Below are 25,624 nucleotides of genomic sequence, written 5' to 3'. Positions count from 1 at the left end.
CCGCTGAAGGCATCGCCCACGCTATGCAGCGAGGCTGTCATCAGTCTGTCGTGTCGCCGCGAGAGTCGCAAATCGCGGCGACGGGAGAAGGGCAGTCGCTACGGCTGCAGCAGCGAGAAATTGTCGACATCCACGGCCGCCTTGAATGTCACGACGCCGGCGCTGGAAATCCCAGGCGTCAGCGACGCGTCTGTCGCTTCCGCTCGCAATCTGCCGTTGACGAAGGCGCGCAGGCTCGTGCCAACCGTCTCGAGACGAACCCGATAATTGACGTTCGGCTGAACCGTGAACGGTACCCGCGCCAGCCTGACGACACTGCCGTTGACGAGCTTGCGAATATCCAGGAAGCCGCTATTACGCAGCGTGACGTAGTGATAGTTGGCGTCATCGTGATACCGGGCCATGACGCCGACCCAGCGATCCGTGCCGGAGAATAGCGTGGGACGCAGATCCGCCTGTACCACTTGATCGCCCGGAGTGCCGAAAGAAGCCTGTCCGGCGCCGGCGATCACCAGGCGAGCGCTGCCTGTTACGTCGGTGTTCCGGCGAACGTGCGAACCGTTAGCGAAGACGACCGGCCAGTCGCCTTCCACCTGGATCTGCCAGTTGTTGCGCCGTCCTTCGAAGTTATCGGCAAAAGCCAGGTACGCGGGATTGGCGTTCACGACGACGTTGTCGAAATCGGCGCGCGCCTTGAATGTGATGAGTCCCGGACGGCCGCCGCTGAGCGCGGAGATGCGCACGCGGATGACGGCGTTCTGGTTGACGAAGACGCGAACGTGATTGCCCACCGCTTCCAACCGGATGCGATTCGGCGTTCCGATCGCGACCGGCATGGAGGCCGTACCCAGCGTCGTATACCTGCCGGCGAGCATGCGTTTCAATTGCAGACTGCCGCCGCTGCGAGCCGTCACGTAGTAATAATTGTTGATGTCGGTATAGCGCGCGACCAGGCCGAACCAACGGTCCGCGCCGTCGAAGGCTCGTGGAGTGATGTCCGCCTGGATGGATTGGTCGTTGCCGATAGCAGCTTGCCACAGCGCCACCGAGTTTCCGGCGACACTGCTTTGCCGATAAAACCGAAACGTGCCGGAGCTCGCGACGGCAAACAAACTTCCTGGCGTGGTCGCCCAGCCGTTCGCGTCGCCATCTTGAAAGTCATCCTGCGACAGGGCGGGGCGATCCAGGTTCTCGGGGGTTTCGAACACGTAAGCAATCTTGTTCGGATAGGACGCGACGAGCGCACGGCCGGCGTTCACGTCAGCAGCTGTGAACTCGCGCGACTCGCTCGCGACGAGCTCGGCGCTCAACGGCCAGGGACCCGCGCTGTTGCGTCGATATAAAGAAATGTTTCGGAACGGCGGCGCGTGGCCCAGGACTCTCGTATCGTCGTCGTCCAGGGCGATTGCAAGGGGAACTTGACCGATGTTGACCCATTGCCCGCTCGCATTCGGCGAGAACAGCCAGTCGTTGATCAATGCAGTATTGCCCGAGATGCTCACTCGGGAAGAGAAGCCGCCGGGACCGGCGTCACCACCCGGCCGAGTGAGCGCGGTCACCGCCGGCGTCTGCCAATTCACGTTACCGCCGTCAGCGGGCGTGTAGATGAAGGCTGTCGCAGGGATGGGCGGGGACTCGGCGCCGAAGCTGCCGTGGATGGCAAAGTTCTGCGAGATGTCCACCTGTGGGCCGAAGTACTCGTCATCGTCGAGGCCGACGCCGTTCTGGTAGCTCGCGATCCGAACCCAACCGCTGGTCTCACGGCGATAGATCACCATGCCGTGCGGAGGATCCTGGCTGATGGCGATGTGAGTATTCGCAGTGGCCACCGAAAAACCGTTGCCGCCGCCGGTCGAGGTACCCAAGGTGGCCATGAGCTGCCAGCTGCCCGCGCGTTTTTCGTACACATAGGTGACATGGGAGAACAGCGCGCCCACCACGATGATGTTGTTGTCCACACCGACGTCTGTTCCATACAAGTCGCCTTCATCGCCCGATGTCAGCTTCGCGGTCTGCCGCCACACGCCGGAGGAGTCGCGCTCGAAGACATAGGCCGCTCCGAGCAGGTCGGGGCCCGAGCCGAACACTCGGGATTGCGCATTCGCTGTGACCACAGCCACGCCGCCCTTGATGGCAAGAGCGCGACCGAAGCCGCCGTTGGGAGCGCCGTCGGACGGGACGAGTCTTGCTGTTTCGAGGAGTACCGCTGGCGCGGCGATGACGGGAGCGGCGAATGAAGCCAGACCGCCGCTGAGAACTAACGCGGAAAGACACAGCGATGCACGCATGAGGCCCCCCTGCGAACCCACGTCGAGCGCGAGTTCTGACGCAGCAACGGAATATCGCCCACGCTAGTTCCCTTGCGATGCAGGCAGTGTTTTCCTGACGCGGCGTTACGCGCAGTTCTGAATCGCGCCGCACGGCGTGATCGCCGTCAAAAATCCTTGCCAAAGCCGTCGGCGCGGCTTCAGTTGCCTGCGAGCCACGCCGTTCTATGACAACAGCTCGACCGGCGCCATTACAAAACACTGGCTGGCAGCGCGCACGGTCGACCTCGATACGCAAAAAATGGTCGGAGGTCCCTTCTGTGAAGAGTTTCGTAGTCACTGCCGCGATCGGTGCGGCGCTGTTCTCCTGCGCGTCGTTCGCGGCGCCGGGGTTCCTCGATGCAGGTCCCAATCTCTCCGACAATGGCGCCTCCGGCGCCTGGACTTCGCTCTATGCCACACGCAATCCCGCTGGCGCTGAATTCGCGATCGCGCCCGATTCGACGTTCCGCATGGGCATCCTCAGCTCCTTCGGTGTCGGCATGGAGGTCGGCCCGGTCGACAACTTCGCCGACGAAATCGACGACCTGATCGACGAGCTGGATCGCGACGATATCTCGCTGTCCGAAGGCAACGCCCTGGTCGGGCGCTTCAACGGCATTCTCGATCCGCTCAGCCGCGACGGCTATGTGAAGGTGCAGGCCGGCGTGCAGGTGCCGCTGTTCCCGATGCTTTATCGCAGCGAGCTCGGCGTGTTCACCGCCGACGCCAACATCAGCGCCCAGGCGCGACTCGGCTTCCTCGATTCTCCGCTCACATATAACGCGGTGTCGGAAGAAGTGGAGACAGCCTCGGCCGCCTACGTCAAGGCGGGGCAGATCGACGAGATCGCGATCGGCTTCAGCCGGCCGGTCTGGAAACCGAGCGCGGGCCAGCTGATCGTCGGCGGCAACGTGCGCTATCTGCAGGCCACGCTCAGCAAACAAGTCGTTGCGCTGGATGCGGTGGAAGACGACGAAGACGTGGAAGATATTCTGGAGGACAGCTACGACGCGAACGAGCGCAAGTCGAGCAACGTGACGCTCGATGTCGGCGCGATCTTCGACTTCTCCAATTACCGCGTCGGCATGACGCTCGCCAATCTCACCGAGCCCGAGTTCGAGTACGGCGCCATCGGCACCAATTGCGGCGCTCTGAGCGGCAGCGCGCAGTACAACTGCTACACGGCCGCGTTCTACGGCGATCGTATCGCTCTGAACGAGACTTGGACGCTCGAACGTCTCGCCACGTTGGAAGGTGCGATGTTCTTCGCTTCCGGCGCGGGCTCGCTCGCGGCCAGCGTGGATCTCAACGACGTGCACGATCCGGTCGGCGATCTCAATCAGAACATGAAGGTCGCGCTCGGTTACAAGACGCAAACCAACTGGCTGCCGGACCTGCGGCTGGGTTATCGCAAGAACCTGGCCGGCACCGAGCTCAGCTCGGCGTCCGTGGGCTTCACGTTCTTCGGCGCGGTGCATTTCGACGTGGCCTGCGGCCTCGAGTCGACGGATATCGACGGTAGCTCCGTTCCCAGAACCCTCGCGTTCAACCTCGGGTTCGAGATGAGCTATTGATTCAGGAAGCGATGGAGATAAACAGAATGACAACGAGCAAGAAGATTCTGGCGGGCGCGCTCGCCACTGGCATGATCGGACTGACAGCGTGCAGCGGCGGCAGCACGGGCACGCAGGACGTCGGCAGCAACAATAACGCTGGCGTAAGCAGCCGTGCATTCTATGCGCGCGCTATCGACGGATATCTCGCTGGCGCCAACGTGTACGTCGACCTGAACGAGAACAATAAACTCGATGCGTTCGAGCCTCGCGCCATCACCGACACCGACGGTTACTTTTCATATAACCACCGCACTGGAACGGACTACTGCGCGACTGGCGGACTCACGCTGCACTGTCTTCGTGGCACCGTCGGTGCGAACGAGGCAGTGCTCATTCGCGTGACGGGCGGCTACGACACGGTGACTCAGTTGCCGTTCAAGGGCGTGCTCAGTTTGCGTTCGAGCGAGCTGAATCGTGACGACATGCGACTCGTTACACCGGTGACCAGCATGGTCGCGGATTCTCCAAGGACGCCGGACGCCAAGCTCCAGGCGCTGATCGACGCGGGCATTCTCGCGCCGAACGGATCGCTGGACGACGATTTGCTGGACGGCGATACCGTGGCCCAGATGTCACGCGCGCAGCTCACTGCGCTTCTGGCGCGCACCTTTGGAGAGATCGGCAATCTGGCGATCACTCCCGCGACCTTCCAGGACGTGGAGGACGATACCTGGGCGGCCGGTTATATCGCCATCGCCAAGCAGATGGGCGTTATCGGTGGCATTCCCACTTCGTTCGCCGAGGCGTTCTCAACCCCGGCGGGTATCACGGCGGCCGCTCGCGAAGCGATCTTTGCAGCGATGTATCCGGGCCAGACGCTCACCGACAGTTATCAGCTGCCGAACCCGGCGTCGTTCGCCGGTCTCGCGCAGTTCTCCGCGGACCTCGTTCGTCTGAACGAAGAGCTCGTCACGGCGGTGCAGGGAACGGCCTCGATGCAGGAACTGCAGGCAATCCTGCGCGTGCAGGCGATCGCGGCCGAGCGTGCGTTGGCCAATCCGCAGGATCCCGAGTTGAGCGATCTGACCGGGTGGGTTCACAACCAGCTCCGTCAGGGCAACCGGCTCGGGGCGGATTTGACGGGGCTGGGCACGAGCGCAATCGATGCGGGCATGCTCATCGATCCGGCTTTCAATTTCGATCCAGCGTCCAACTCCATCAGCACCAGCGCGACGATTCCGGCCGAGGCGGCCGGCACGTTCGCCGCCATCGTCAACACTTCATTCGGCGTTAGCGTAAACAAGGTGGACGAGCAGGGCGCGGCGCTGTTCTTCGTGAGCGGCAACGCCAATGCTCGCAGCGGCGATATCGACGTGTGCGTGCGTTATCGCGGCGACGATGGCGATTTCGATACGGTCACCAGCAGCGATCCGAACGGCGCGTTGCTCGTCGGCGGCCGCTGGAGCCTGCTGGACGACCACACGCTGACGCTGAACGTTGAAGTTGCCGGTGGCGTGCGTCCGATGTTGCTGAAGGCGCTCAGTGCAGACGGCGCCGCTCGCGACTACAGCTTCGACTTCGGCGAGGATCTCTCGCGTTGGTCCGGCTCGATGCCGACGGCCTTCGCCACCGGCTCCGTGCCGACGAACGACGCTTCCTGTAAAGCCGCATTGATCGAACGTTTCGGCCCGATGGGCTGATGCTGATGAGGGCAGGGCTCGGCAACGAGCCTTGCCTGCTTACACGGACGGGTCGAGTGGGAAGGCAGCCAGCAGCGACTCCAGATGTGGGGCGTAATGGCGCCACCGTCCCACGGATCTGGAATAGATGGGCTGGCGGACCTGCCAGCGGCTGGGGGTTTGAACGGCGCGATCGTTGCGATGAAATTCGAGGCAGCGCTCGTCCCAGGGCAGGTCGAGAAAGGCGAGCAGTCGTCGCGCCTGCGTTTCAACGTCGCTGACGGTGTCTTCGTACTGCAGGTCGAGAATGGGCAGCGGCAGAGTTTTGCGCCAGTGTTCCATCAGCCGCTGGTACTCGACGTGAAAGCAGGCGAGGTCGCCGAAGTCCGTGGCGTAGCCCTGGTCGGGGCTGAAGTTTTCCATCCAGATGGACAAGGCGTTGTCGCGCACGTCGCGCCTGCAATGGATCACCCGCGCATTGGGAAACAGCAAAGCCGCGAAGGCGAGCTGGAAGAAATTGAGCGGCGACTTGTCGCTCATGCGCAGGCAACCTTTGGGCGCGCCGTTGCGTAGCGACCGCAGATACTGAGCGGCGAGCTCGAGACTCTTGGGCTGAGTCAGCTGCAACGCTGCCTGCCATGGCGGCAGATCGGCGCCTTCGAGCGCACGAACACTGAGGCGAGCAAGATCGGGAAGCTCGCCCGCGCCGTGCACGAGCGGATGCGAAGCAAGAATCTGCTCGCACAAAGTGGTGCCCGAACGCGGCAGCCCCACGATGAATACGGGTTGATCCGTGCCCACGCCGAAGCGACGGCGACTATCGAAGAACTCAGACGTGTAAGTCGCCATTACGTTGTCGACGCGAGCGCGCAGCTCCTCCAGTTGGAGTGAGCCCGCGACGCGACGACGCGAGGCATTCGCAATCGTCCCGGCGCTGGCGGCAGCAGCGAACTCGCCGCGACGGTCGTGATATTTCGCGAGGCCGTAGCCGATGAGCGCCTTCGCTTCGTCGACCACGGATTCCTTATGCAGCGCGGCGCGAGCCGAATCGAGCCATTCGGCTGGCGCATCTTCACGCAACAGCGCGAGATATTGACCGAGCGCCTGTGCATGATCAGGCCGCCGCTGGAGCACTTGCCGATAGCAAGCGAGCGCGTTCTCGGCATCGCCCAGATCTTCCAGCGTGCGGCCCAGGCCGAACCAACCTTGCACCTGATCCGGGTCGAGTCCCACCGCCTGACGAAACAGAGTTTCGGCTTGTTGAACCTTTCCCTGCTGGGACACGTGCTCGGCCAGCCGCGTGCGTGCGGCGGCGAGTTGTGGATCGTGACGAGCGGCGCGCTCGAAACATTCCACTGCATCTTCGAGCTGGCCCGATTCGATCAGCAGGTTGCCCAGATTCAGATAAGTATCCGCGCGAGTGGGTTCGAGCCGCAGGGCCATCTTGAATGCAGCGAACGCCGGCTGATGCTGCCCCAGTTTTTTCAGAGCCGTGCCCAGGTTGTGCCAGCTGTCGGCGTGTTGGGAGTCCACCTTGAGGGCTTCGGCGAACTGATTCATCGCCTGAGTGAATTCGCCAAACCTTGCGTGCACGCGCCCGAGATCCGACCAGCTGCGAGGATCATCGGGCGCAAGCTCGCACGCACGGCGGGCCTCCGTCAGTGCGGGGAGCTTGGCTCCCCGCATCGCATGCAGGTGCGCGAGTTGACGATGCGCGTCGGCGTCGGACACGGGTTACTGTTGTCCGAAGCTGCGACGTACGGTCAGCAATGCCGCTGTGGGCGAACCGAACTGCGCGATGGCGCCCGGGCGATCCGCGCCTTCGATGTAACGTTCATCGAGCACATTGCGAATCAGCAGCGCCACCTCCCACGAGGGCAGGCCCTTGTAGAAGAAGTTCAGATCGACGCGCTCATAACCCTCGAGCATGCCGCGTGAGAATGTGCTGAGCCCGCGATCGTCGATGGCGAATACGGTGCCGCCTATGCCGAAGCCCCTGAGCGGACCCGATTGCAGTTCGTAGCTGGTGTGCATGCCGACCTGCCAGTCGGCCGCGCCGCCGGGCGTCGCGCCGAAGAATGGATCGTCGGGATTCTCGAACTCCGAATCGAGCTGGTTGTACGCGAAGCTCAGGTTCCAGCCGGGCAGGGGCTCACCATTGACTTCGATCTCGAAGCCTTCGGAGCGCTGCAGGCCGCTCGGGATGGCGAAGAAGCTGCCGGGCGAGCCTTCGATGGAGATTGGAACCTTGTCGCGATCGATGCGATACACGGCCGCGTTGACGGCGAGCCGCTGTTCGAACCATTCGGACTTGAGGCCGAGCTCGTAGATCTCGCCGGTTTCCGGATCGAGGATGCTGCCGTCCTCGGCGACATCGAAGATGGTGGGCTTGAACGACTCGCCATACATGCCGTAGACCGACACCTGCTCGGTGAGGTCGTAAGTCACGCCGATGCGGCCGGTGATGTCGTCGTCCTGTTTCGTCGCAAGGACCGCGTCGGTGATCGAGTTGTACTCGGCGTCCGCATCGTCGTAACGCAGCCCGACCAGCACGGCCAGGCGCTCGATGGGACGGATCTGCGCCTGGAGATACGCGCTGCTGGCCTTGTTACGAGTGGTGTACTCGCGCCCCGGCTGAAGCTCGGTGTACGGCAGGCTGGAGAGGTCGTCGGTGTAGAGATTGGCGTAGCCTGCAAACGCGTAGGCGCCGCGACGGTGGTAATCGTTGTCGCTGTATTCGATGCCGCCCGCGACCTTCACCGGCATGCCCGCAACGTCGAGGTCGCCGGTGATCTGCAATTCGCCCGCCCAGATGTCGCGGTCGATGTCGAACTGATTGCCAAGCAGCTGCGTGTTACCGTCCTCGAAGCCGTAGGCGTACCGATCCGCCTGCATCGGACTCTTGGTCTTGCTCGCATCCAGCCGCAGCGTCGTGAACCAGCGATCGCCCAGGGCCTGTTCGAGCTGGATCTTGCCCGAGTGAATGTCCCACTCGTTCTTTTCGCGAGTGGGCACGCCGAAGTAAAGCGTCCGGCGCACGTCAGGCGCGTCGAAGAAGCCATCGCCGCGTGGGGCGAGCGGCATGCCGGTGTTGGGAATGAACTCTTCGTGCTGATACAAGCCTTCGAGCAGCAGTCGCGTCGTGTCGGTGAGATCGAAATCAATGCTAGGCGCCAGCACGGTGCGTTGAGTTTCGACGCCGTCGACGAATGAGCCCTCGTCACCATAGGCGGCGACCAGCCGGCCGCGCACGCTTTTCGAATCGTTCAGCGGACCGGTGATATCGAAGTCGGCGCGATAGGTGTCGAACGAGCCGATGCTCAGCGCCACTTCACCGCGCGACTCGGCCAGCGGCTTCTTGCGGATACGATTGATGACGCCGCCGGCGCTGCCGCGGCCATACGCGACCGAGCTCGGCCCCTTGATCACATCGATGCGCTCGTAGATCGCCATGTCGGGAATGGCGAAGTAGGTGGTGTTGATGAAACCGTCTTCGCGCACGTCGTGGACGGAATCGACCTGAATGCCCCGGATCGTGACTTCGTTGAAGCCGAAGCCGGGGATGCCGCCGAACATGCCGGTGCCGCTGAACTGATTCACGCCGGCGGACATTTCCAGCGCCTGGCCGAAGTCGACGACCTGGCGGGCGCGCAGCGATTCTTGCGTGATGACGGAGATCGACTGCGGCGTTTCGCGCAGAGTCAGCTCGAGTTTGCTGGAGCTGCTTTGAGTTTCGGCCTTGAGGCTGTCCTCCTCGGCATCCGCTTCGACGCGGACCGGAGCCATGCGAGTGGGCTTCTCGCGGTCCGGCGGCGGAGGAGTGGGGCGCGCTGCTGGCGCCTCAGCCGGTTCCGCTGCGCGGGCCTGCATGCATGCGGTCGCGACTGCGGCCGCAAGCAAAGTTCTCTTGAACATCAATGACTTCTCCGTGGATTTGGCGCAACAGGTCCGTGCCGTCCCGGCCCACTATTGGGAGAAGATGATAATGGTTTGCATTAACGGCGGAAACTATTATCAGCCGAAAATGGTTCGCATTTGAAACTGACTGCCGTCTGACGGTATAACGACAGCTTCCTTGTCGGGACGGATCTCATGCTGAGCGCGACAGCGATTCGCCGTTGGTATTGGGTGCACAAGTGGACCAGCCTGGTGTCCACCCTGTTTCTTCTTATGTTGTGCATCACCGGGCTGCCGTTGATCTTCTATCACGAGATCGATCACGCCACCGGCTACTCGATCGAGCCGCCCGAATTGCCCGGCGTGACTTCGCGGGCGAACCTCGATGACATCGTCGCGGCCGCGCAGGCCCGGCGCCCCGACGACGTCGTAACGTTCGTGTTTCGCGATCCGGACGAACCCGAGGCGTGGTTTGTATCGCTGGCCGAGACTCCGAGCTCGCCCGAGTCGTCGGCCTTTTATATGTACGACGCGCGCACCGGCGACTTCCTGCACGAGTACCCGCTCAATCAGGGCTTCATGAACTTCATGTTCCGCCTGCACTACGACATGTTCACCGGGTTGCCAGGCACGCTGTTCCTGGGGCTCATGGGACTGTTGCTCGCGGCTTCGCTGGTGTCGGGCACCGTCGTCTACGGACCTTTCATGCGCAAGCTGCCGTTCGGTTCGGTCCGGCATGAGCGCTCTTCGCGCATCAAGTGGCTCGACCTGCACAACCTGCTCGGCATCGCGACGTTGATGTGGCTGATGGTGGTCGGCGTGACGGGCGTGATCAACACGCTGGCGATTCCGATCCTGGGCCTGTGGCAGCAGACCGAGGTCACGTCCATGACCGCGAAGTACAAAGGTCAGCCGCCGCTGAAGGAATTCAGTTCCCCCGATCAGGCGGTCGCGACGGCGCGCGCCACCGTGCCGGATGCCGACCTGAGCTTCATGGCTTTCCCCGGCACTGATTTCGCGACTCCGCATCACTACATCGCATTCATGCATGGCTCCACGCCGCTCACCTCGAAGCTGCTGACCCCTGTGCTGATCGATGCGAAATCGGGCGAGATGATCGATAGCCGTTCGATGCCCTGGTACGTGAAGGCGCTGCTCGTGTCGCAGCCGCTGCACTTCGGCGACTACGGTGGCATGGTGCTGAAGATTCTGTGGGCGCTGCTCGACATCCTCGCCATCGTCGTGCTCGGCAGCGGCGTCTACTTGTGGGTCAAGAAGCGCAATGTTCCGGTCGAGGCCCGCCTCGGCATGCTCGCCACGGAGGGCGCGACTCCATGAGCGCCAAGCGGCAGATTCGCGTGTGGACCGCGCCGATCATTTTGGGTGTGCTCACCTCCGTCGGTCTCATCTCGGCGCTCGTTTCGGACGACGCCGGCGATGTGCTCGCGTGGTTAACGTTGGCCGCGCCGGTCGCGGTGTGTTGCTGGTACGCGCCGCGGCGTCAGCGTAGCGAGTCCTGACTGTTGCGCCGTCAATGACGACGGCGGCAACAATTCTGCAAGACAACGTTCATCTTGATGTCTCTCACGGGCCCTAGCCTGCGGCTTCAATTTGCCGTGGAGCTCAGTGGATGCCCGTTCTGTCGCGTGGACACGTTGCAATTCCTTTGATTTCGTCGCTGCTCGCGACTTCGGCGATGGCGCAGGACGTCGAAGAGGTCGTGGTCACCGGTCAGCGCGAGGCGCAACGCGCAGCCATCGAAGTGAAACGCGAGGCATTGCAGGTCATCGACGCGGTGTCCGCCGACGACATCGGCAAGCTGCCCGATCACAACACGGCGGCGGCTCTGCGACGCATTCCTGGCGTGTCGGTGATGGAAGATCAAAGCGAGCCGCGCGTGCCGGTGTTGCGAGGCTTGACCTCGACCTACAATCGCACGACCGTCGACGGTGCTGTCATCGGCGCCATCGAAGGTGGCTCGCGAACCGTGCCGCTCGACATCGTGCCGTCGGTCATGGTGGGCCGCGCCGAAGTCGTCAAGACGGTGTTGCCGGAGCAGGATGCGAACGCCATCGGCGGCATCATCAATATCGTGACGCGCAGCGCCTTCGACTCGCCGGAACCGTTCCTGAATTCTCTGGTTTCGCTGGGCGACGCTGAGAACAAAGGCGACGTTCGCAACGACAAGACCAACTATCGCGCGGCGGTCGCGGGTGGCACGAAGTTCGGCGCTGACGAGCAATTCGGTATCGTCGTCGGCGTATCCACCGAACAGATCGACATCGACATTCCGCAGTTCGAAGCAGCGACACCGTCGATTCGCGAGTACAACGCAGCCGGAGCGCCTGTGGATTCCGGCAGCGCTACGGGCAACGGCATTCAAGTGCCCGTCCAGCACCGGCTGTTCTGGTACAACAACACCAAGACTCGCGAAGGCGCCAATCTCAAATTCGACTGGCGGCCCACCGATACCTTCCGCGCCCAATTGTCCGGCCTGTATGCCGACATGGAAGATGACGAAGAGCGCATCGAATATCGTATCGAGCCCATCGGCAGCGTGAGCAATCAGACGCCGACCAGCGGTACGTTCGAGCGCGGCCGCGGCTACATTCATCTCAACCACCCGATCACGCGGCGGACTGCGTCGCTGGGGCGTGCCTCATTCGAATGGGCCGCCACCGACGCGCTGACATGGTCAGGAGATGCGCTGTTCTCGCGCGGCAAGCTCGATGCGCCCAACAACAGCTTCGACTATCGGACGTCGACTGGCGCGGCGGCCTCGAACTTCGGTTTCAACTACGACACCTCGGAGTTCGTGTTCAGCTTCAATCCAACCAATCAGGCGGCATACGACAATCCCGCCAACTACGCGTTCAACTCGAACACGGTGAGCAAGACGTTGAGCATCGAGGATGTGACGCAGGCGCGCACCGATCTCGACATCCGTACCGGCTGGCTCGACGACTCTGTGAAGCTGAAAGTGGGAACGGTGTTGCGTTCGACCGAGCGTGACAACGATCAGAGCCAGACGATATACACGCCGCGTGCCGGATTCACCACCACGCTGGCAGACGTGGTGACGAATGGCCCGTCGGAGCGGATCCTCGGGCAGTTCACGATCGATCAGCGTGTCGATGAGCGGGCCGCGCGAGCGCTCGTAGCAAACAATCTGTCGAGCTTCGCGGCTGCGGTGAACAACATCGCGTCGGACTACGAAGTGACCGAAGATGTGGTCGCGGGCTACGTCCAGAGCACATACGAGCAAGGCCCCCTGACTGTTATCGCGGGCGTGCGGTATGAGAGGACGGAGATCGATTCGGATTCCACGCGCGCTTTCGATGGCGAGTTCATCCCGGTGAGCTCCAGCGGTTCCTACGACAATCTGCTGCCGGGCCTGCATGTGCGTTACGACTTGCGCGACGATCTGGTCTTGCGTGGCGCGTGGACCAACACCATCGGTCGTCCCGACTTTTCCTCGCTCGCGGCTCGTGAGACGTTGACATTCGAGGGCAGCCAGGCCGTGCTGTCGCGAGGCAATCCGAACCTCAAGCCGCGTGAGAGCCGCGGCTTCGACGTGTCGTTGGAGTACTATCCCAAGGATGGCGCGATCTCCCTCGGCCTGTTCCACAAGGACATCAAGAACGAAATCTTCACGCTGACTTCGAATCAGATGCTGGACCTGGGCATCGGCAACGGCGTGGAGAATGTCGAAGTGAGCGAGCCTCGCAATGCGCAGTCGGCGAAGCTGCGCGGCGTCGAGTTCGGCTGGCAGCAGACACTGACGTTCCTGCCGGCGCCGTTCGACGGTCTCGGCTTCAATGTGAACGCGACCGTGCTGGATTCTGACTTCACGTTCCTGACGACGGCCGGGCCGCGGGAAACGGGCTTTTTCATGCAGCCCGACTACACCATGAATCAGACCGTGTTCTATCAGCAAGGCCCGTTCGAGGTGCGCATCTCTCACAATTATCTCGGCGGCTTCCTCGAGACCATTCACGACACCATTCCGAATGCGGATCAGTACTGGATGGGCCGTCGCACCTACGATGCAAACGTCACCTGGCGTTACAATCGCGCGCTGACGTTCTTCGCTTCGGGTGAGAACCTGACCGGCACCAATCGTCGGGAGAACACCGGTCCGGGTCAGCGGTATCTGCAGGAGATTGGTGACTATGGCCGTACCTGGTGGGTGGGTCTGACATTCTCGCCCTGAAGTCGTCATGAAATCGATAACTGCTTTTGCCTGCGTGGCGCTGCTGCAATCCACTGTTGTGTTTGCAGACGCTCCGCAGGGCGCAGCTACGGCGGAAGTTCTACGCACATACTCCGCGCCGGAAGCACGCCAAGGCGTGGCGGTCGATGCAGAGTACGTCTACGCAGTCGCCAATTCGACCATCGCCAAATACGACAAGCGCAGCGGCGAGCGTGTTGCGATCTGGGAAGGCGACAAGGCGCAGTTCCCACACATCAATTCCTGCAGCGTCATCAGGCTGGAGACCGCGCGGCTGGTGTGCGCGAATTCGAATTTCCCAGCGGTGCCGCATTGGAGCACCGTCGAGTTCTTCGATCCGGTGTCGCTACGCCATATTCGCACCGTATCGCTGGGCCCAGGCCGTGGCTCGCTCACATGGGTCGAGCGACGTGACGGCGCCTGGTGGGCTACCTTCGCCAACTATGACGGCAAAGGCGGCGAAGCTCCGCGCGATCACCGGCATACTGTGCTCATCCGCTTCGATGACGAGTGGCGACAGACGCAGAGCTGGAGCTTTCCTGCGTCGGTGCTGGAACGTTTCGCGCCGATGAGCTCCTCCGGCGGAGGTTGGGGGCCGGATGGCCGGTTGTATGTCACCGGCCACGATCATCCGGAGCTGTACATCCTCGCGTTTCCAAAAGCCGGCGCGGTGCTCGATCACGTCGGCACGATCGCCGTGCCCATCGAAGGCCAGGCCATCGATTGGGACGAGTCCACGCCGGGCGAGCTCTATGGCATCACGCGCAAAGGTCGCCAGATTCTCCGAATGCGGATCCCCGGCTTGTGAGCGCGAGTCAGCTCTCAACGCAGACCTGAGGCCGACTCGAACGAAACCAGGAACGATGTTAGAGAGTGTGGCTACGAGCGCGCTATGACATGACTTACCGCTTTCGGCGACGAATGGTAGGTACGGACCGTTCGCATCACGCCGACCGCGCTGCCACTCCAACCCCGGATCGCGCGTCGAAGACTCGACGTGCACGAGAAGCCCATCAGCTCCGCAATCTGATCGACGCTAAGGCGCGAGCAGCGCAGATGATGCGCCGTGAGCTCCATCCGGACTTCGTGCGCGATCTCTCGAAAGGTCACTCGTTCTCTTTCGAGCCGCCGTGACAGGGCGCGTGGCGTGACACTCAATAATGAGGCGATTTCCTCGAGCGTCGGCCGCTTGTTGAAACCCGCGAGCAAATGCCACCGCACCTTGGCGGCGTAGCTCGGCTCGACTTGCGAGTCGTTCAGCTCCTGCTCGCAGTGCTGAATCATGCGATCGAACGCGCGACGACGAAATGGCCGGAACGGATCCAGGACGAAGCTGCGATGCGCGGCCATATACGAGCGGGCGCAGTCGAACCGGACCGACGCGCAGGGCAGATTGCGATACAGATGAACGTGGCTGGGCTCGGGATGGCTGAGGCAGACGTGCACGTCGGTGTTCGCCGCCGATTTGTTGCCACACAGATCCCAGATGCGCAGCTGCACCGCCAGTCGGAACTCGCGTTCGAATTGTTGAAGCACGGCGGGCGCGTCGCCGACGGGAAAACAATCGAGCGGATCGATGATCATGCCGTCGAGATCGAGATAGGTCGTCGGCCGTCGTCCTCTGAATGCGTACCAAGGTTGCGCGATCATGAGATAGCGCTGGAACGCTTCGCCCGCGGCGCGCAGGCTCGGGCTGCACTGAACGACGCCGCCCACCGTTCCGTAATAACTCCAGTCGAATAGCTGTCCCACCAGCAAGCCCAGTCCCGCCTGACGGCAACTCGCCAGACCGTTGCCGATGAGTCGCGCTTGCTGCGCATAAGAGATGCGCGCACGCGAGTCATCCAGCATGGGTTGAGAAATGTTCGTTCCTCGGAGCAGAGCGTCGAGCCCGGCGCCGAGTTGCGTGAACGCTTCAATGAACCCCAAGGGATGCAGCTGTAAAGGAATGATGGCTGTGTTGGCGTCCATGTCGGGAAGTCTTCCTTGTCTATCCCGTGATGCGCGATGGCCGGATATAACACGCAAGCGTGTTCAGCTGCCACGCATGGGCGGTAGTGCACTCAGACGTTAATATTTGTTGTTTGCACTGTCACGGAATATTGGCATGAACGAGAGGCCGGCGCCGCTGCATCTCGCAAACACTTAACTCGCGAGCAAGGACGGAACACATTGAAGGTGTTCGAGAGTTCATCGGTGCAAGCGCCGAGATTGGTCCGGCCAGTCGAGCCTGGCCGGTAGGACTGGTCCGACCACTCCGATTCGAACGCAAAAAATCACGCCAGGGGGAATTCGTATGGCCAAGCTGCATGCGTCCTTTCGCCGAGCGCGCCAGGGAGCGGTCGCGGCAACGTTTCTTACCGCGGCCACCGCGGTCGGCGCTCAGGAGACTCAGACTCAAGAGACTGAAGCCCAACAACTGGAAGAGGTGGTCGTCACCGGCTTCCGACAAAGCCTAGAAGATTCCACGGCGGCGAAGCGCGAATCGGTCGGCTTCGTCGACGCCATCTTCGCCGAGGACATCGGCAAGTTTCCGGACACCAATATCGCCGAGTCCTTCCAGCGCATTCCCGGCATCCAGATCAACCGAGAAATCAGCGGCGAAGGCACGACGGTCGCGATCCGCGGCTTGAACACGAATTTCACGCGAGTGCTGTTGAACAACGCGCCGGTTGCCGTCGCGACGGCGGCTCAAGAAGGCGCGAGCGCGAATCGTGAGGTGCCGCTCGATCTGTTTCCGCCAGAGCTGTTTTCGAAACTCGAAGTGTTCAAGACGCCGTCGGCGGACATGGTCGAAGGCGGCGCGGCCGGCACGATCAATATGCGCATGGCGCGGCCGTTCGATACCGAGGGCGCGCATCTGACGTACTCGATTCAGGGCACCGACAACAGCAACGCAGACGACCTCGGGGCGCGCGGCGCACTGATCGCAAGTAACACCTGGGACAGATTCGGCGTGCTGGCGGGTGTGACGGCGGTTCGCAGCAAAATCGCGACCACCGGTTTCGAGACCGTGGGCTGGGCCAACCTGGCGTTGACGCAAGCTCAGTGCGGATTCAATACGAATGGAACGCCGCGGCCTTGTAATACTACTGCTGGCAACGGTCCAGCGACGGTGGCCACGGTTCCAAACAATGCGAGCACGATCGCGGCGGGCCTCACGCCCGGTGCTCCCATCGATCAGGCGTTCCTGCTGGCGAACAATCCTGGCCTCAGCATCACGCAGATCGACAACGCCGTGATTCCGCGACTGGGTCGCACGATGTTCGAAGATGGCGACCGCGATCGTTACAACGCCGTCGTGAGTCTCGAATTCCGTCCGACCGAGGACATGCAGTTCTTCCTCGACTCCATGTACGGCAAGCAGGAAAGCGAGTTCGACCGCCAGGCCGTGGCCTGGGCCATACGCGCAGGGAGTCAGGGCGGCCGCCCCGTGCCGACGCAGATGCAGGTGGATCGTGCCGACTGCACCAACGGTTGTGTCGCGACCTCGGGCGTGTTTCCGAACTCGCAGTTCATGCTGGAATTCCGGCCCTATATCGAGGATACCGAATTCTGGGGCACCAATCCCGGCATGACCTGGCAGATCGCCGAGCGGTTGAGCTTCGACGTACAGGGCAACTACACAAAAAGCGAGTTCGATCGTCAGGCCTCGACGGTGCTGTTCATCTCCGACACCGGGACGGTCAACTTCAGCAACACCGGCGGAGACATTCCGTCAATCACTTCGAGCGTGGATCTGAACGATCCGAACAGCTGGCAGTGGTTGATCACCGATCGCGGCGGCACCGACGTCGGTCGCGTCAACCTGCAGGACGAAAGACGCGAGACGGAGACGATGGGCGCTCGCTTCGCGGTGACCTGGGGCGATAGCGCCTTCAGCGTACGGGGCGGTGGCGCGTACGATGAAGTCACACGCGACATTCGTCCGTTGGGCGCCGATGCGGAGTGGCAGGCAGTCGTGTGCGGCGGCAGCCCCGCCAATTTCGCGGTGAATCCAAATGCACAGCCGCAGTGTCGGGGCGATACAGCGGCACAGATTCCGGCCATCCAGGCGATTCCCAACCAGACCAGCTATCCCGCCTATGCTGGACCGTACGCGGGTTCGCTGATTCCGAACGCATCGGTGCCGAGTTATTTGCATCCGACGGGATTCGGCGTGGCGACGGTCAACTGGGATCAGTTCCGTCGCGATTCAAATTACGACGCCGTGCGCGCCGCCGCGCCCGAATCCGGCTCCACGCCATCGACAGCCAACTGGGGCACGATCGACGAGGATGTATCGGCGCTGTTCGCACAAGTGAATGGCGACATGGATGTGGACGAGCATCGCCTGCGCTACAACGTCGGTGTGCGCTGGGTGCGCACCGATCAGTCGGTCACTTCGCGGGTCACCTCGTTCAACGCGGCCAACGCGGCCTTGGCCGAGGGTCAGAAGCTTCCTGATCTGGTCTCCATCGAAACCAGAGACACGACGTACGAGAACTGGTTGCCGTCAGCGAACGTGTCGTGGAATCTCACCGAGAACGCCATCGTGCGCGCTGGCTTGTCCAAGACCATGACTCGCGGCAATCCGACGGACATGCTGGGTGGCGTATCGATTCGCAACGCCGACGTATCGCAGGTGGATCTCGGCAATCCGGAGCTCGATCCTTACCTCTCGGACAACATCGACTTTGGCTTCGAGTATTACACGGGCGCGGAGGGTTACTTCGGCATCGCTGCGTTCCGCAAGGGCATCGAGGGATTCACTCAGCGGATCTCGCAGCAAGTCACGTTCGCGGATCTCGCGCAGTACGGCATCACGCTCGAGTCACTGGCTCAGCAACAACGCGACGCGGTGAATGGCCGTGGTGGCACCAGCGCTCTCGTGGAACTGCGTCAGATCGTGAACGCGAGCGGTCGATTGACCATCAACGGCCTCGAGTTCAACTGGGTGCAACCGATCGGCGTGTTCGTGGCGGCCCTGGATGGCCTGGGTTTCACGGCCAACTACACCATCATCGACCAGAAAGGTGAGGGTGCGGCGCCGGCCATCGCCATCGGCGTGCCGCCGGAGAGTTATAACGCGACGATCTACTACGACAAGCGTGGCATCAGCGCGCGCGTGTCGGTGACGCATAGTCAGGGATCGCAGAGCTCGGGTCCGAACAGCAATCAATCGGGTGTGCTCGGCGCCGAATTGTTCGCCGACGACTACACGCAGTACGACTTCTCGTCGAGCTTCGACTTCTCGGAGATGTTCGGCGTGTCGGAGATGATTCCGCAGCTCACTATCGACGTGGTCAACATCTCCGAAGAGGAGCGGCGCTCTTATCAGCAGTTCTCCAACGCCACCTACAGCTTCTTCGAGTCGGGCCGCATCGTGATGGTCGGTCTGCGCGGACGCTTTGACAGGTGAGTCGTTGTTACGGCGGCGCCGGCGCGGGGAGCGCCGGCGGGCGGCAATCAGGCCTTGGCCTTCTTTTTGGCCGGAGCTTTCGCCTTGGCGGTCTTGGCAGACTTGACGGTCTTGGCCTTGGCCGCCTTGCCCGCACCGTTCAGGGCGGCCGCCTCGCGCACCAACGCCTTGAAATCCGACGCGTCGACTTCTTCGCCCTCGCGAATATCGATCGCGCGGCGCACGTTGCCGTCCAGGCTCGAATTGAACAGGCCCGCTGGATCCTTTAACGACGCGCCCTTGGCGAACGTCAGCTTCACGACACTCTTATAGGATTCACCGGTGCAGAGGATGCCGCCGTGGGACCAGACGGGCGTGCCCATCCACTTCCATTCCTCGACGACCTCCGGCACGGCTTCCTTGATGAGCTTGCGCATCCGCGCCAGAGTCTTCCCGCGCCAGTCACCCAGCTCCTCGATTCGTCTTGAAATGAGCTCGGAGGGGCTGTCGCTAGCAGGTAAGTTTTTCATTTTTACATCCTAGTCAGGTGACGCCTGTCACGCAATCATCGTTCCGACGACACGGTAGTTAAACATATTCGGCTCACCCTTCGCTCGCTGTTGCCGCGTCCGTCCGGACGCGAGCAGCTCGCGTTCATCTTCTTAAAAGAGATAGGGGTTAAGCCATGAGCGATTCTTTGCGTGCATCGGCCGACGAAGTTCGGCCGGTGACCAGCCGTCGTGACTTCATCAGAAACGGCGTGGTCGGCGCCGCTTCGATTTCTTTCGCCGCGATGCTCGCGCGTCGCGAAGCACAGGCAGTGGAGCTGCCGTACTCGGACGATTACGGCCCGGTCGCGCCGGTGCGCGATCTCACGACCGGCCTCGCGTTGATCTCGTTGCCGGCGGGCTTTTCCTATTTCACTTACGGCTGGACGGGCCAGCTCATGGCCGATGGCCAGCGCACGCCGGGCGTGCACGACGGCATGGCGGTCGTCGCCGCGCGGGGCAACGAGATCGCGTTGGTTCGCAACCATGAACAGAGCACCGGCGGCATCGCCTTCAACGCGCCGGCCGCTTACGACCCGGGCTATGGGTTCGGTGGCACCACCAACGTGCTGTTCGACGCGGTGGCCGGCAAGTTCCTGAGCTCGCATGCGTCGCTCACCGGCACGATTCGCAACTGCGCCGGCGGCCGCACGCCGTGGGGCTCGTGGCTCACCTGCGAAGAAGCCGGCAACGTTTCTCCGGCCGGCGTGCGTCACGGCTGGATTTTCGAAGTGCCGGGCTATGGCACGGCGACTGGCCAGCCGCTGCGCGCGATGGGCAAGTCGGAGTGGGAAGCGGTCGCGGTCGATCCCGCCACTGGCAATGTCTATCAGACTGAAGACGTGACTCCCGGCGGCTTCTACAAGTTCGTGCCGAAGAAGTACGGCAAGCTGGCCGAAGGCGGCGAGCTGTACGCGCTCAAGGTGGTCGGCACCGACAACTTCAACTTCAGCGGCCTGAATGGCGCGTACGTCGACTTCCCCGCGGGCACGACCTGGGACGTCGAGTGGGTGCGCGTGACGGACGTGGAAGCGATCAACGGCCGCATCTACAACTCGGCTCCGGGTCGTGCGTGCTTCTCGCGCCCCGAAGGCTGCTTCTACGACAGCGGCAAGATCTATTTCACTTGCACCAACGGCGGCCTGGCTCGCCAGGGTCAGGTGTTCGTTTACGACCCGCGTCGCGAACAGTTGCAGATGGTGTTCAATTCCATGGGCGGCGGCGTCAGCAACACCGAATGTAACAATCCCGACAACATCGCGGTGAGCCCGCGAGGCGGCATCATTCTGTGCGAAGACGGCGGCAACAGCATTCAGCGGTTGCGCGGCCTGACTCAGAGCGGCGGCACGTTCGTGTTCGCCGAGAACGGCGTGAACCTGAATCAGGGACAGATCGCGCGCGTCGACGCCATCTTCAAGGCCGGCGGCAAGATCCTCAGCACCATCCGTCCCGGCAACTACGCCGGCAGCGAGTGGTGCGGAGCGTGCTTCTACGAGAAGTGGATGTTCGTGAACGTGCAATCGCCCGGCATCACGTTCGCCATCACCGGTCCTTGGGACAACGGCGCGCTGTAATGACAAAGCTGCGGGGGCGCGAACCGCCCCCGCATCTGTGATCGGATCGTCCCGACTACTGCACCGGGATGAAGAAGTCCTTGCCTTGCTCCTTGAGCAGCAGGACGATGAACTTGGCCGGCTCGGTCTTGCTGGCATTGCGCCCGACGGTGTGCAGATCGTTCGGGCCTTCGTAGAAGGTGTCGCCGGGCTTCAGCGTCACTTCGCGGCCGCCCTTGACGCCCATGACGATCGAACCCTCGACCACGTACACGAACGCGTGCGCATCGTGCTTGTGCACGGGGTCCACGGCGCCGGGAGGAAATTCCACCGTGATCATCAGCGCTTCCTTACCCGGATAATCTGCGAGCGCTTTGGTGAACAACTCGGTGACCTTGGGGTGAGCGGCATCGTTCGCCTGCGCCGTCGCCATGACGCTGCACGCGCCAGCCAGCAGAATTCCACAGAACTTGAGTTTGGACACGATCAGTTCCTCGGTTTGGGGTCGTTAGCGATGCTGCATGGATTTGCGCCTCAGTGACGTGCAGCCGCGGCGGTCGCCGGAGCCGCAGCAGACTGAAGCTTGAGCCAATCCGGATAGCGCGTCGCACCGATGCGTGCGCCAGCATCGGCAGTGAGCGTCTGCTCGCTCAACAGAGCGCCGAAATAACGGGCGTTCTTATCTGTGATCACCGTGCGCGAATCGCCAGTCGCCTTCAGCGTGCGCTCGACGATCTCATTCAGGCGGAAGCGATCCGGGCCGGCGACTTCCACCGTGCCGTTCAGCGGAGTGCCAAGCGTGACGTCGGCCAGCGCCGCGACGACATCGTCCGACAGAATGGGCTGAATCATCGCGTCCGAGACGCGAACGCTCTTACCGTCCGCGCTGGACTGCGCGATGCGGCCGATGAACTCGAAGAACTGGGTCGAGTGCAGGATCGTATAAGGCGTGGAGGACGCCTTGATCAGAGCTTCCTGTGCCTGCTTGGCGCGAAAATAGCCGCTCTCCTGCAGGCGAGCGGTGCCCACCACGGACAAGGCCACATGATGTTTGACGCCGAGTCGCGCTTCGGCCGCGAGCAGTGTGCGAGTCGACGTGTCGAAGAACTTCAGCACCTCGGCGTCCTCGAAGGAGGGCGAGTTGGAGACGTCCACCACCACCTGAGCGCCGGTCAGCGCTTCGTCCACGCCTTCGCCGGTGAGCGTGTTGACCCCCGAGTTCGGAGACGCGGCGAGGACCTCGTGCCCGGCCTGGCGAAGTTTGTTGACGAGCTTCGAGCCGATGAGGCCGGTGCCGCCGATGACTACGATTTTCATGTCTTGCTCCTACTATTGTCCGGGATCCGAGGTCACACATCGTGTGCTGTGATGTTGTGCGAGCGTCGTGGATATCTCTTGACGAAGCTTGCGGCGACTTGGACGCGTCTCGTCACATGGTTCTTGGCCCAATCGCGCTAGTCTCGAGGGAATGCCCGCCGTCGCGTCGTCGTGTAACTGTTTGGCACCGTGCGGCGATGGCGCCGGCAGCGGTGGAATCGCGCATGAACGGGTGGAAAATGCGCCTTCCGAAACAGCCCCTCGACAAGCTGACGCCCCGTCTTCTTCGTTGCGAGGCGGGCAACGATCAAGAGCTCATGGACATCAATTCGCTCCGGCGGGTGTTGGTTTCCGGGACTGCCGTGTTTCTCAGCCAATCGTCGAATGTTCCCACGCCGATGATCGCGCCTTCATCCGGCGTCAGCGTGTCGTCGCCCAGCAACGCGCCGAAATAACGAGCTTGCGGATCGGTGACGACTTCACGTGAATCTCGATAGGCGAGCATCACACGCTGGACGATGTCATCGAGACGAAAGCACTCCGGGCCCGCGAACTCGATCATTCGATTGCGCGGCAGCGCCGTTGACAGATCGGCGAGCGCGGCGGCGACTTCACCGGACGCCAGCGGCTGGACGAGCGCCGGTGAAGCGCGCACGGTACTCTCATCTGCGTCTGATTCCGGAATGCGCGGCATGAACTCGTAGAACTGAGTCGAGCGCAGGATGGTGTGAGGAATCGTCGACGAGCTGACCAGGTCTTCCTGGATCATTTTGGCGCGAAAGTAACTGCTCTGAAGCAGACGATCCGTGCCGACGATCGACAGCACGACGTGATGCTTCACCCGCGCCGCTTCTGCAGCGGCGATCAGGTTGCGGCTGGAGCAACGGAAGAACTGTGTGACCTCGGGATCTTCGAAGGAGGGCGAGTTGGTCACGTCAACCACAACCTGCGCGCCCGCCAATGCTTCGTCGAGCCCTTCGCCGGTGATGGTGTTGACGCCGGTCCGCCGCGATGCCGATACAACATCGTGACCCCGATGTTGCAGGTTGCTCACGAGCTTCGCGCCGACCAGTCCGCTGCCGCCAATCACCACGATCTTCATGTGCCGCTCCTCTGTTCCGTCGGGGAACATGGTCGGCGATGTGGCGAATGGGCTCTTGAAGGGGCCTAGGGAGATTTGGACGCGAGCGACGCTGTGGCGACTGGATCTCCGGAATCGCTCGTTCTACACTGTGCCCATCTGTATGCGCCGGCACGTCTTCAATTGGATGCTGTTCATCGCCTTGATTCTGCAAGGCGTCGTCCCCGTGGGCGGCGGTTTGCCCTCGGATCATGGACAAGAGCAGCATTGTGCCGGTCACGAGGCAATGCAAACGGACTGCGCCTGCTGCCCCGATGGGGCGATGGCCAGCATGGGTTGCACCGTCCAGTGCACCGTTGCCCAAGCGTCTTTTGTCGTCTCCGCGCCTGTTCGCCTCGCGAGCTATAGCACGAGCACCACTTTCGCTCAGCCGGCTTTCGCCGGGCCAAGCTACGCGCCATTAGTCCCTCCGCCCATCGCCTGATTCCGAGCTCGTAACCATCGCGGCACTGACGTGCCGTGCATTTCTGTTACCTCTTGGAGTCATCCTATGAAGATGCTTCCTGGACGCCTCGCGCTGTCGATGGCGTTCCTGAGCAGCGCCGCTTGTGTGAGTGCGGTGGCCAAACCTATTGCCTTCGCCGACGGGACCACGGTGATGGCGGAGTACGGCGCCGGCACGATGACCGAAGTGCAGGCGTTCTATGCGCCGACGTTTCGGTATTCGGTGGGCGGCGGGCACCTGTCGCTCAACAGCGATGTCAACGACGACACGCGCGATATCACCTACGTTCGATTCAACTATCTGCCCAAGCGTTGGAACTTCGAATCGGCGCAGGCCAACGTTTTTGTCTGGGGCGGGCTCGGGCGAGCGCACATCGGGGAGACGGGCGCGAACGAGCTCACTTGGCATGCGGGCGGACAGCTCGACTATGAAACACGCCGCGTGTACTCGTCCCTCCGGACCGATTACTACGATGCCAGCGCCTTCAGTCATCGGATCGACACATTGCAGCTGGGCGTCGCGCCGTACGAGCACGACTACGAAACACTCGCGGTCTGGTTCGTCGTTCAGGGGCGGGAATACACCGGTGACTTGTTCAACGGGACCGAATGGGCCGCCTTGATCCGATTTTTCAAACACAACGCATGGCTGGAGGCCGGCGCGACCCGCGAAGGCAAGCTCCAGGCCATGCTCATGTTCAACTTTTAGGAATTATCACGATGAGAATTTCAAGTTTGCTGCTTTCATTCACGCTGCTCGCCACGGGCGTCGCTCATGCCGGAACGATCGAAATGACCGTGAACGGCCTCGTCTGCGGCTTCTGCGCGCAGGGCATCGAGAAAACATTGCGCAAGAATCCGGCGACGCAGGAGGTGCTGGTGAGTCTGGAAAACCGACTCGTCGCCGTTGTTACTAAAGAAGGAGCCGATATAGCCGACGCCGATCTGCGCAAAGCGCTCACCGATGCCGGATACGACGTGAAGGCCATCGAACGCACGCAGCACTCGATGGACGAGTTGCGCTCGAGGTTGAATAAGTGAGTGTCACTTTGAAAGGAACCGTCGGCGCATCCGCGGCTGCTTTGCTCGCAAGCTCGGCCACTCTCGTGTGCTGCGTCTTGCCGGCCGTGATGGTGTCGCTGGGCGCTGGCGCCGTGCTGGTGGGGCTGGTTTCGGCGGTGCCTCAGCTCATCTGGCTCAGCGAACACAAGCTGCTGGTGTTTTCTGTTGCCGGCGGGATGCTCGTTATCAGCGGCGTCATGTTACGGCACGCGTCGTATCTACCGTGTCCAACCGAGCCGGATGCCGCCAGGGCGTGCATGAGGTTGAGACGGGTTAGTGGCGTGCTGTTCTGGGGCGCCGCGGTCGGCTATGCCATAGGCGCTGCATTCGTGTGGGTCGTTCCAGTCCTCATGCGTTGACCCGAATTAGCGAACGATGCTCCAAATGAAAAGGCGCCTCCGGGAGGCGCCTTTTTTACGCCAGAACCGATCTCCGCCTGGCGTGCTGAGAATATACCGCATGCGGGGGCTTGCTGGAAGGCCCGGGCGTTGGGGCAGCATCGCCCGC

19 protein-coding genes are annotated in these 25,624 nt (G+C 62.2%); 11 read left to right on the top strand and 8 right to left on the bottom strand.

All coding sequences use genetic code 11. The features are described from left to right. Positions 1-98: 98 nt before the first annotated feature. The gene (locus VGD45_RS00850) at positions 99-2,288 is read right to left on the bottom strand and encodes a hypothetical protein (protein WP_331153366.1); all 2,190 of its coding nucleotides are present in this window, start codon (positions 2,286-2,288) and stop codon (positions 99-101) included. Positions 2,289-2,587: 299 nt separating this feature from the next. On the opposite strand from VGD45_RS00850, the gene VGD45_RS00845 reads away from it, so the two are divergent. Next, positions 2,588-3,883: a conjugal transfer protein TraF gene (locus VGD45_RS00845; protein WP_331153365.1), complete on the top strand. Its 1,296-nt coding sequence runs from the start codon at positions 2,588-2,590 to the stop codon at positions 3,881-3,883. 26 nt (positions 3,884-3,909) lie between these two features. Further along, the gene (locus VGD45_RS00840) at positions 3,910-5,565 is read left to right on the top strand and encodes a hypothetical protein (RefSeq protein ID WP_331153364.1); all 1,656 of its coding nucleotides are present in this window, start codon (positions 3,910-3,912) and stop codon (positions 5,563-5,565) included. A 39-nt stretch (positions 5,566-5,604) separates the two neighbouring features. Here VGD45_RS00840 and VGD45_RS00835 read toward each other — a convergent pair whose 3' ends face one another. Together VGD45_RS00835 and VGD45_RS00830 are read right to left on the bottom strand one after the other, a co-directional pair. Beyond that, the gene (locus VGD45_RS00835) at positions 5,605-7,275 is read right to left on the bottom strand and encodes a tetratricopeptide repeat-containing sulfotransferase family protein (protein ID WP_331153363.1); all 1,671 of its coding nucleotides are present in this window, start codon (positions 7,273-7,275) and stop codon (positions 5,605-5,607) included. 3 nt (positions 7,276-7,278) lie between these two features. After that, positions 7,279-9,330: a TonB-dependent siderophore receptor gene (locus tag VGD45_RS00830; protein ID WP_331153362.1), complete on the bottom strand. Its 2,052-nt coding sequence runs from the start codon at positions 9,328-9,330 to the stop codon at positions 7,279-7,281. Between the two features lie 309 nt (positions 9,331-9,639). Here VGD45_RS00830 and VGD45_RS00825 point away from each other — a divergent pair, with 309 nt between their 5' ends. From VGD45_RS00825 to VGD45_RS00810, 4 genes are all read left to right on the top strand, one after another. Then, positions 9,640-10,779, top strand: a complete 1,140-nt coding sequence (locus tag VGD45_RS00825) for a PepSY domain-containing protein (RefSeq protein WP_349263181.1) — start codon at positions 9,640-9,642, stop codon at positions 10,777-10,779. Further along, complete coding sequence (locus VGD45_RS00820) at positions 10,776-10,961, top strand: hypothetical protein (RefSeq protein ID WP_331153360.1); 186 nt, start codon at positions 10,776-10,778, stop codon at positions 10,959-10,961. The genes VGD45_RS00825 and VGD45_RS00820 overlap by 4 nt, the downstream gene beginning before the upstream one ends. Before the next feature lie 110 nt (positions 10,962-11,071). After that, entirely contained in the window at positions 11,072-13,654 is a 2,583-nt protein-coding gene (locus tag VGD45_RS00815) for a TonB-dependent receptor (protein WP_331153359.1), read from the top strand. A gap of 7 nt (positions 13,655-13,661) precedes the next feature. Beyond that, a complete protein-coding gene (locus VGD45_RS00810; protein ID WP_331153358.1) occupies positions 13,662-14,480 on the top strand; it encodes a hypothetical protein in 819 nt (272 codons plus the stop codon). 71 nt (positions 14,481-14,551) lie between these two features. Here the strand turns inward: VGD45_RS00810 and VGD45_RS00805 are convergent, their stop codons facing one another. Continuing rightward, positions 14,552-15,643, bottom strand: coding sequence for an AraC family transcriptional regulator ligand-binding domain-containing protein (locus VGD45_RS00805; protein ID WP_331153357.1), 1,092 nt, complete (start codon positions 15,641-15,643; stop codon positions 14,552-14,554). Positions 15,644-15,968: 325 nt separating this feature from the next. Here VGD45_RS00805 and VGD45_RS00800 point away from each other — a divergent pair, with 325 nt between their 5' ends. Continuing rightward, a complete protein-coding gene (locus VGD45_RS00800; protein ID WP_331153356.1) occupies positions 15,969-19,073 on the top strand; it encodes a TonB-dependent receptor in 3,105 nt (1,034 codons plus the stop codon). A 47-nt stretch (positions 19,074-19,120) separates the two neighbouring features. Here the strand turns inward: VGD45_RS00800 and VGD45_RS00795 are convergent, their stop codons facing one another. Beyond that, entirely contained in the window at positions 19,121-19,582 is a 462-nt protein-coding gene (locus VGD45_RS00795) for a DUF1801 domain-containing protein (protein WP_331153355.1), read from the bottom strand. 155 nt (positions 19,583-19,737) lie between these two features. Between VGD45_RS00795 and VGD45_RS00790 the strand changes: the two genes are divergently transcribed. Continuing rightward, on the top strand, positions 19,738-21,174 hold the full coding sequence (locus VGD45_RS00790; RefSeq protein WP_331153354.1) for a PhoX family protein: 1,437 nt from the start codon (positions 19,738-19,740) through the stop codon (positions 21,172-21,174). Between the two features lie 55 nt (positions 21,175-21,229). On the opposite strand, the gene VGD45_RS00785 is transcribed toward VGD45_RS00790, so the two are convergent. From VGD45_RS00785 to VGD45_RS00775, 3 genes are all read right to left on the bottom strand, one after another. Further along, a complete protein-coding gene (locus tag VGD45_RS00785; RefSeq protein WP_349263180.1) occupies positions 21,230-21,586 on the bottom strand; it encodes a cupin domain-containing protein in 357 nt (118 codons plus the stop codon). Between the two features lie 101 nt (positions 21,587-21,687). Beyond that, entirely contained in the window at positions 21,688-22,470 is a 783-nt protein-coding gene (locus tag VGD45_RS00780; RefSeq protein ID WP_331153352.1) for an SDR family oxidoreductase, read from the bottom strand. 307 nt (positions 22,471-22,777) lie between these two features. Continuing rightward, positions 22,778-23,572 carry an SDR family oxidoreductase gene (locus tag VGD45_RS00775; RefSeq protein ID WP_331153351.1) on the bottom strand — a complete coding sequence of 265 codons (795 nt, stop codon included), beginning with the start codon at positions 23,570-23,572 and terminating at the stop codon, positions 22,778-22,780. A 529-nt stretch (positions 23,573-24,101) separates the two neighbouring features. Between VGD45_RS00775 and VGD45_RS00770 the strand changes: the two genes are divergently transcribed. Genes VGD45_RS00770 through VGD45_RS00760 form a run of 3 tightly spaced genes read left to right on the top strand, consistent with a single transcriptional unit; the run spans position 24,102 to position 25,476 of the window. Next, positions 24,102-24,764, top strand: a complete 663-nt coding sequence (locus VGD45_RS00770) for a hypothetical protein (RefSeq protein WP_331153350.1) — start codon at positions 24,102-24,104, stop codon at positions 24,762-24,764. Positions 24,765-24,775: 11 nt separating this feature from the next. Further along, positions 24,776-25,096 (top strand): heavy-metal-associated domain-containing protein, encoded by a 321-nt coding sequence (locus VGD45_RS00765; RefSeq protein ID WP_331153349.1) that lies wholly within the window; start codon positions 24,776-24,778, stop codon positions 25,094-25,096. Continuing rightward, positions 25,093-25,476: a hypothetical protein gene (locus VGD45_RS00760; protein WP_331153348.1), complete on the top strand. Its 384-nt coding sequence runs from the start codon at positions 25,093-25,095 to the stop codon at positions 25,474-25,476. Before VGD45_RS00765 ends, VGD45_RS00760 begins: the two co-directional genes overlap by 4 nt. Positions 25,477-25,624 lie beyond the last annotated feature (148 nt).

Origin of the sequence: Steroidobacter sp. (assembly GCF_036402275.1) — a bacterium.
GTDB lineage: Bacteria > Pseudomonadota > Gammaproteobacteria > Steroidobacterales > Steroidobacteraceae > Steroidobacter.
Note: the sequence above shows the minus strand (reverse complement) of the source record. Positions and strands in the feature narration are given on the sequence as shown.

Bases quoted from the DNA above. Each gene is read 5' to 3' on its own strand.
- VGD45_RS00850 (WP_331153366.1), bottom strand. From the start codon at position 2,288: ATGCGTGCATCGCTGTGTCTTTCCGCGTTAGTTCTCAGCGGCGGTCTG.
- VGD45_RS00840 (WP_331153364.1), top strand. From the start codon at position 3,910: ATGACAACGAGCAAGAAGATTCTGGCGGGCGCGCTCGCCACTGGCATG.
- VGD45_RS00830 (WP_331153362.1), bottom strand. From the start codon at position 9,330: ATGGCTCCGGTCCGCGTCGAAGCGGATGCCGAGGAGGACAGCCTCAAG.
- VGD45_RS00820 (WP_331153360.1), top strand. From the start codon at position 10,776: ATGAGCGCCAAGCGGCAGATTCGCGTGTGGACCGCGCCGATCATTTTG.
- VGD45_RS00815 (WP_331153359.1), top strand. From the start codon at position 11,072: ATGCCCGTTCTGTCGCGTGGACACGTTGCAATTCCTTTGATTTCGTCG.
- VGD45_RS00810 (WP_331153358.1), top strand. From the start codon at position 13,662: ATGAAATCGATAACTGCTTTTGCCTGCGTGGCGCTGCTGCAATCCACT.
- VGD45_RS00805 (WP_331153357.1), bottom strand. From the start codon at position 15,643: ATGGACGCCAACACAGCCATCATTCCTTTACAGCTGCATCCCTTGGGG.
- VGD45_RS00800 (WP_331153356.1), top strand. From the start codon at position 15,969: ATGGCCAAGCTGCATGCGTCCTTTCGCCGAGCGCGCCAGGGAGCGGTC.
- VGD45_RS00795 (WP_331153355.1), bottom strand. From the start codon at position 19,582: ATGAAAAACTTACCTGCTAGCGACAGCCCCTCCGAGCTCATTTCAAGA.
- VGD45_RS00790 (WP_331153354.1), top strand. From the start codon at position 19,738: ATGAGCGATTCTTTGCGTGCATCGGCCGACGAAGTTCGGCCGGTGACC.
- VGD45_RS00785 (WP_349263180.1), bottom strand. From the start codon at position 21,586: ATGGCGACGGCGCAGGCGAACGATGCCGCTCACCCCAAGGTCACCGAG.
- VGD45_RS00780 (WP_331153352.1), bottom strand. From the start codon at position 22,470: ATGAAAATCGTAGTCATCGGCGGCACCGGCCTCATCGGCTCGAAGCTC.
- VGD45_RS00775 (WP_331153351.1), bottom strand. From the start codon at position 23,572: ATGAAGATCGTGGTGATTGGCGGCAGCGGACTGGTCGGCGCGAAGCTC.
- VGD45_RS00770 (WP_331153350.1), top strand. From the start codon at position 24,102: ATGAAGATGCTTCCTGGACGCCTCGCGCTGTCGATGGCGTTCCTGAGC.
- VGD45_RS00765 (WP_331153349.1), top strand. From the start codon at position 24,776: ATGAGAATTTCAAGTTTGCTGCTTTCATTCACGCTGCTCGCCACGGGC.